The sequence below is a fragment of the Okeania sp. SIO2B9 genome, from assembly GCF_010672505.1.
Classification (GTDB): domain Bacteria; phylum Cyanobacteriota; class Cyanobacteriia; order Cyanobacteriales; family Microcoleaceae; genus Okeania; species Okeania hirsuta.
This window is the reverse complement of the sequence record NZ_JAAHGK010000638.1, coordinates 1-4,305: the sequence shown is the minus strand read 5'-3', so window position 1 is coordinate 4,305 and position 4,305 is coordinate 1. Positions and strand designations below refer to the sequence as shown.

Annotated in this window: 4 protein-coding genes; 2 read left to right on the top strand and 2 right to left on the bottom strand. The window is 37.7% G+C overall.

Annotation, left to right across the window (positions count from 1 at the left end):
* Positions 1-484: 484 nt before the first annotated feature.
* Both ftsZ and thiD read left to right on the top strand, forming a co-directional pair.
* On the top strand, positions 485-1,756 hold the full coding sequence (gene ftsZ / locus F6K13_RS20615) for a cell division protein FtsZ (RefSeq protein ID WP_124144939.1): 1,272 nt from the start codon (positions 485-487) through the stop codon (positions 1,754-1,756).
* A gap of 289 nt (positions 1,757-2,045) precedes the next feature.
* Positions 2,046-2,858: a bifunctional hydroxymethylpyrimidine kinase/phosphomethylpyrimidine kinase gene (thiD, locus tag F6K13_RS20610; protein ID WP_124144938.1), complete on the top strand. Its 813-nt coding sequence runs from the start codon at positions 2,046-2,048 to the stop codon at positions 2,856-2,858.
* A gap of 357 nt (positions 2,859-3,215) precedes the next feature.
* Here thiD and F6K13_RS20605 read toward each other — a convergent pair whose 3' ends face one another.
* Positions 3,216-3,644 (bottom strand): late competence development ComFB family protein, encoded by a 429-nt coding sequence (locus F6K13_RS20605; protein ID WP_124144937.1) that lies wholly within the window; start codon positions 3,642-3,644, stop codon positions 3,216-3,218.
* A gap of 222 nt (positions 3,645-3,866) precedes the next feature.
* A complete protein-coding gene (gene dndE / locus F6K13_RS20600) occupies positions 3,867-4,259 on the bottom strand; it encodes a DNA sulfur modification protein DndE (protein ID WP_124144936.1) in 393 nt (130 codons plus the stop codon).
* Between the last annotated feature and the right edge of the window lie 46 nt (positions 4,260-4,305).

The window sequence follows — 4,305 nt, the reverse complement described above, 5'->3', positions numbered from 1 at the left end:
ATTGAAAAATTGAATGCAGTGGCGGTAAAATGCGGTGTTCATGTAATTAAAGTCAACCCGAATCATACCTTTCACTCATTGTAGTAATTGTGGTCAGAAAGTACCATTAACTTGATCAGTTAGAATTAATTCTTGTCCATTATGTAAAATAGTTTTAGATAGTCCATTATGTAAAATAGTTTTAGATAGAGATGAGAATGCTGCAATTAACATATTGCAATAAAACATTAAACGAGGTGGGTATCATCTTGCCTGCTTGTGGAGGCGTAAGACGTTAATCAACCTGTGTTCGTGCAGCGTTGCGCCAGCAGGAGCAAGAAACTTCTTTGTTTGAGAAGCTCCCGTTATTATCTCCGATTTTAACGAGAGATAACTTCACCATACTTTAGAATATGACTAATTAACCTATGCTAAGAGCTATTCTGGTAATAAGGTATAAATTAAATTAAAAGTCAAAAATACTATATATCTACCATCCCCAAAAATGATAGTGAATAATCAACAAGGGGTCAACAGTGAAAGTCCCCAATCCCAAGGACAAGGAAATTTTCCATTACCAAAAAATGTCTCTAATCCCTTTCGCAATAGCTCGGGACTTTATGGAGAACAAAATTATGACCCCAAAGCCACCCCAAAGGAAGAATCTAGGAGTGATGATATTGTGCCAAGTAATACAGCAAAAATTAAAGTAATAGGTGTTGGAGGGGGTGGCGGCAATGCTGTTAACCGAATGATTGCTAGTGAGGTTTCTGGTATAGAATTCTGGACAGTTAATACAGATGCCCAAGCTCTAACCCTGTCCAATGCTCCTAAACGCTTACAACTTGGACAAAAACTCACAAGAGGTTTGGGGGCAGGGGGTAATCCGGCTATTGGCCAAAAAGCGGCTGAAGAATCTAGGGATGAAATAGCTAATGCTTTAGACCACCCCGATTTAGTATTTATTACTGCTGGAATGGGAGGTGGCACTGGTACTGGTGCAGCACCCGTTATAGCTGAAATTGCTAAAGAAGCAGGATCTCTGACAGTGGGTATTGTGACGCGTCCCTTCACTTTCGAGGGAAGACGTCGAATTACTCAAGCTGATGAAGGAGTTGCTGCTTTACAAAGTAGAGTTGATACTTTAATCGTAATTCCCAATAATCGTTTGCTATCTGTAATTAATGAACAAACTCCCGTACAGGAAGCTTTTAGAATTGCAGATGATATATTACGTCAAGGTATACAGGGAATTTCAGATATTATTACTGTGCCTGGGTTGGTGAACGTTGACTTTGCCGATGTACGAGCAGTGATGGCAGATGCAGGTTCGGCGTTGATGGGAATTGGTATGGGGTCTGGGAAGTCTAGGGCAAGAGAAGCAGCAAATATGGCCATTTCTTCTCCTTTACTGGAATCTTCTGTGGAAGGAGCTAGAGGGGTGGTCTTTAATATTACTGGCGGAACTGATTTAACGTTACATGAAGTTAATACTGCTGCTGAGACTATCTATGAAGTTGTCGATCCTAATGCCAATATTATTTTTGGGGCTGTAATTGATGAGAAATTGCAGGGAGAAATCAAAATTACTGTCATAGCAACTGGTTTTAGTGGAGAAGCACAAATGAATCCTACCCAGGAAATAGCACAGCCAAGAAGGTCGATACCAACTCCAACTCCAACTCCAACTCAAAGCACTGAGAAGCAGAAAAAATTACCAGGATTGGATATTCCTGATTTTCTGCAAAGGCGACGGACTCCACCTACTAATAGATAGATGGTTAAAGCAAGGGAATTTTCTTGATATTGACATCCAGGTCAATTCTATTAATTGTTATATCAAATTTGTTGGCCTTGCACGGCAGTGCAATTTAAAGAAGTTGATTAAGTTAATAGTAGTTTAGTTAGAGGTAAATTTAGGCATTCTTTAGTGGTTAACACGTTTATATAGTGTGGCACTATAGGTTTAACTATAGTTTATAAATGTTATGCAGTATTTGTGCATAAGTTCTATTTATTTAAAAGTAACTACAGACTATTGACTACTGACTACTAAATTTGATAATATGAATAATTTAAAGGCATCAAGTATTCCTGTTGCTTTGACTATTGCTGGATCTGATAGTGGTGGTGGAGCGGGTATTCAGGCAGACCTGCGTACTTTTGCTTTTCATTGTGTTCATGGTACGAGTGCTTTGACTTGTATTACTGCTCAAAATACTTTGGGAGTAAATAGGGTTGACGCTTTGTCCCCAGAAGCGGTAAAAGCACAAATTCAAGTTGTTGTTACGGATATAGGCGTACAAGCAACTAAGACCGGAATGTTATTGAGTCAGGAAATTATCTTGGCCGTAGCTGAAGAGATAGAAGCTTTAAATTTAAATAAATTAGTAATAGACCCAGTGATGGTCTCCCGTGCAGGTGTTCAGTTGATTGATGATTTGGCTGTGGAAGCTATACAGAATGTTTTGCTGCCTAAGGCGACTATTGTTACTCCTAACATTTATGAGGCAGAGATTTTTACGGGTTTAGAGATTAATAACCTAGATGATATGCAGATGGCTGCTCAGGAAATTCACAGGCTAGGAGCAAAAACAGTTTTAGTCAAGGGGGGAGCCATGAAGAATGAGTTACTAGGAGTAGATGTTTGGTTTGATGGAGCGCAGTTTGAAATTTTAAGGACTGCTACGGTGGAGACTAATAATACTCATGGCACTGGTTGTACTCTCTCGGCAGCTATCGCTGCTAATTTAGCTCAAGGGAAAGATTTATTTTCTGCAGTTAAATTGGCGAAGGATTATGTCACAAATGCTTTGGAGTATGCTTTAGAAATTGGTCTTGGTCAAGGGCCAGTAGGACATTTTTTCCCTTTATTATAGCAGAAGTAAGAATGTTTTAGCTATCTATCTCGATCTTGCGAGAAAAATTTAAGAAAAAAATTGGCTAAATGGCTAATGGTTAAGTTGGTAATAGCCATTTCACAATATACTTAGGGCTTGCTGATTAAATATCAAAGCATTGACAGATATAAGGTTGTAGCATTTTTTTGTCTAAAAAAGTATAAGCTTTTCGGTGGAAAGAGCTGCATAAAGCTAGTATTTTGGGACGATTATGGCAGAAAAATCAAGGGACAATTTTTCCGACGACCCCCTCTATAATTCCCATTTCTCCTGACTTCTGAGGAGGTCTTCCTGACTCCTACCTCTACCAAAAGACTTTCCATACGCAAACCCTACTTATCTTCTAGAACTCCCTAAGTGATAGTACTGACTATGCTTCCAATTATAATTTTTACTGCTTTCTTTATTTTCTGCCGTAGATCCTCCTGCTTTTGTTACTAAGGAGGATACTTTTTTGGTTTCCTCTGTAAATAGAGGAGTTGAGCTTTTCAACAAGTCTCTTTGTACTGCTGCAAAAGCATGACGTACGACCACCACAATCTCCTTTCTATAATCTTCTTGTGCTTTTTTTGTTTGAAACTTCCAGCCTTCCTGACTAGAAGCATATAAGGGTGGGAGACGATTCAGCGCATAAGTTTCTACATCAACTCGCTTAATATATTTCGCTAACTTTTGAGGTAATAAGGTAATTTGGCGATTTACTTCCTGTGCTACCATATCTTCCATGACATTTAGATATTTCTTTTTAGAGTTAGCATGAATCATTGCATATCTCCTTTTTATTGTTCCAATATTTAACCTACCTAGCTGTTGTACCTCCAACTTTAGGATAAGAATGCTTCTATACTATTAACTTAGTTTATTACTTGTATTGACTCAACTTCTTCTATTATTTATTTACAATTTGATGTAACAATTTAGTTACATAAATTATATTTACTCTACATAACAAGAGATACCTAAACATTAAATGTTTAGAGTTAAAATTTAGTCGAGAGAAGGAATCACAGTTGCAATTAAGTCTTCTATCCTTTTGATATTTGGGTTACCAGCTAAATATCCAATACCTCGATGCAAGTGTAGACGAAACTGAGTGGCCAAAGTTTCTCTTTCTATGGCTATTCGATCATTATAACAACGTTGCTTTAGAGCTAATAAAAAGATGTCAGAAAATTCTCCACCGAAAATTCTCCATGTTAATTCTAAATTACTATCAGCAGGGGTTGGTACTAGAGAGGGAATGCTTGATTCTGCTAAAGAGCAACAAAATGCCCAACGACAAAGAATATTCCATTGGTCTATTTTGGTATTACGTTTCAGCTTAGTTAACTGATCTTTAGCTGTTTGAGAAAGTCGTATTCTTTCAATTGGTGGTTCCATTAAAGGTCTTAAAGTTGCTTATTAAGTAAATGTTATGAGTCTGATA

Excerpts from the sequence above, each read along its gene's own strand:
- ftsZ (WP_124144939.1), top strand. The coding sequence starts at position 485 with ATGATAGTGAATAATCAACAAGGGGTCAACAGTGAAAGTCCCCAATCC.
- thiD (WP_124144938.1), top strand. The coding sequence starts at position 2,046 with ATGAATAATTTAAAGGCATCAAGTATTCCTGTTGCTTTGACTATTGCT.
- F6K13_RS20605 (WP_124144937.1), bottom strand. The coding sequence starts at position 3,644 with ATGATTCATGCTAACTCTAAAAAGAAATATCTAAATGTCATGGAAGAT.
- dndE (WP_124144936.1), bottom strand. The coding sequence starts at position 4,259 with ATGGAACCACCAATTGAAAGAATACGACTTTCTCAAACAGCTAAAGAT.